Source organism: Pseudomonas viridiflava, assembly GCF_900602065.1.
Taxonomy (GTDB): Bacteria; Pseudomonadota; Gammaproteobacteria; order Pseudomonadales; family Pseudomonadaceae; genus Aquipseudomonas.
Genome location: NZ_UWFN01000007.1, coordinates 1 through 1582, shown reverse-complemented (window position 1 = coordinate 1582; position 1582 = coordinate 1). Strand labels below are relative to the sequence as shown.

The following is a 1582-nucleotide window of genomic DNA, read 5'->3' as shown; positions in this document are numbered from 1 at the left end:
GACTTCTTGTTACCGCGTGTTAGTGCAAAGTCCTGCCTTTTACTCAGGCCAAGGACTCGCCCATGTTCAACCCCGCCAATCGCGCCTCGTTCACGCTGGAAATCGCCGGGTTTGAGCATGACCTGAGAGTGCTGGCCTTTACCGCCAAGGAGTCCATCAGCCGTCCGTTCAGCGTACGGATAGAGCTGGTTAGCGAACGCGCCAATCTCAAACTGGAAGACCTGCTGCACCGCCTGGCATTTCTCAAGTTCGACGCCGAAGGCAATGGCCTTCACGGACAGATCGGCGAAATCGCTCAGGGTGATTCCGGCAAGCGCTTCACCCACTATTTCATCCAGTTGGTGCCCAGCCTTAAACGTCTGGAATACCGCAGCAATCATCGGATCTTTCAGGGCAAGACGGTCCCGGAAATCATCGCGCTGGTCCTCAAGGATCACGCCATCTTTAGCAACGACTTTGCCTTCAAGCTACGCGAGCCCTGCAAGCCTCGCGACTACTGCACCCAGTATCAGGAAACCGATCTGCATTTCGTGCGCAGGTTGTGCGAAGAAGAGGGCATCCACTTTCATTTCCAGCACCGCCCTGACGGGCATTTACTGGTGTTTGCAGACGACCCCATTCAATTGCCGGTGCTCAAACCGGCGGTCGCGTACGTGCAGAACAGCGGGTTGGTCGCAGAAGCTTCGGTTATCAATACCTTCAACGTGCGACTCGCCACGCGTTCGGGCAAGGCCAGCCACCAGACCTATCACTTTCAGTTGCCTCAGGTGGACCTGCTCAGCAGTGCGGGCGGTGATGGGCGTAAGGAGCTGGAGGATTATCAGTATCCAGCGCCGTTTACCGATCGGAGTGTTGGCGCTCGGCAAGCGCAAAAGGTGCTTGAGCGAAACCGCGGTGATGTCCGGTTGGCCAGTGGTTCGGGTGATCAAAGTGCGTTGGTCAGTGGCCACTTGTTTAACTTGGAACATCCAAATCCGGAGTGGAGCCAGCAATGGCTGCTTACTTCGGTGTTTCACGAGGGCAAACAGCCGCAAGTGCTGGAGGAGTCGATGCCTCGGGCGTCGGGGGCGTTTACCCAAGGGTATCGAAACCGTTTTGAAGCTATCCCTGGCAAGGTGGTTTTTCGTCCACCGCTCAGGCACCGCAAACCAAGGGTTTTAGGCAGCCAGCACGCGGTGGTGACTGGTCCACAGGGCGAAGAGATTTACTGCGACGAATACGGGCGGATCAAGGTCAAGTTCTTCTGGGATCGCGAGGGTGGTCGCAACGAGCACTCCAGTTGCTGGCTGCGGGTCGCCACCGGCTGGGCGCATGAGCAATATGGCACTGCAATGATTCCGCGAGTCGGCATGGAAGTGATTGTGGGTTACTTTGAAGCCGATCCGGACCAGCCTTACGTGCAGGCCTGTTTACCCAATGCCGGTACGCGAGTGCCGCTGAACCTGCCCGCGCAAAACACCCAGACCGTACTCAAAACCCAGAGCAGTCCGGGCGGCGCAGGTTTTAACGAACTGCGCATCGAAGACCGCAAAGGTGCCGAGTCCATTTCCATCCGCGCCCAACGCGACTGGTCCGAGCATGT

Annotated in this window: 1 protein-coding gene; it reads left to right on the top strand. The window is 57.5% G+C overall.

The features are described from left to right. Window positions 1-62: 62 nt before the first annotated feature. Window positions 63-1582: type VI secretion system tip protein TssI/VgrG (gene tssI / locus EE949_RS00035; RefSeq protein WP_122661870.1), on the top strand; the 1520-nt coding region annotated here is incomplete at its 3' end.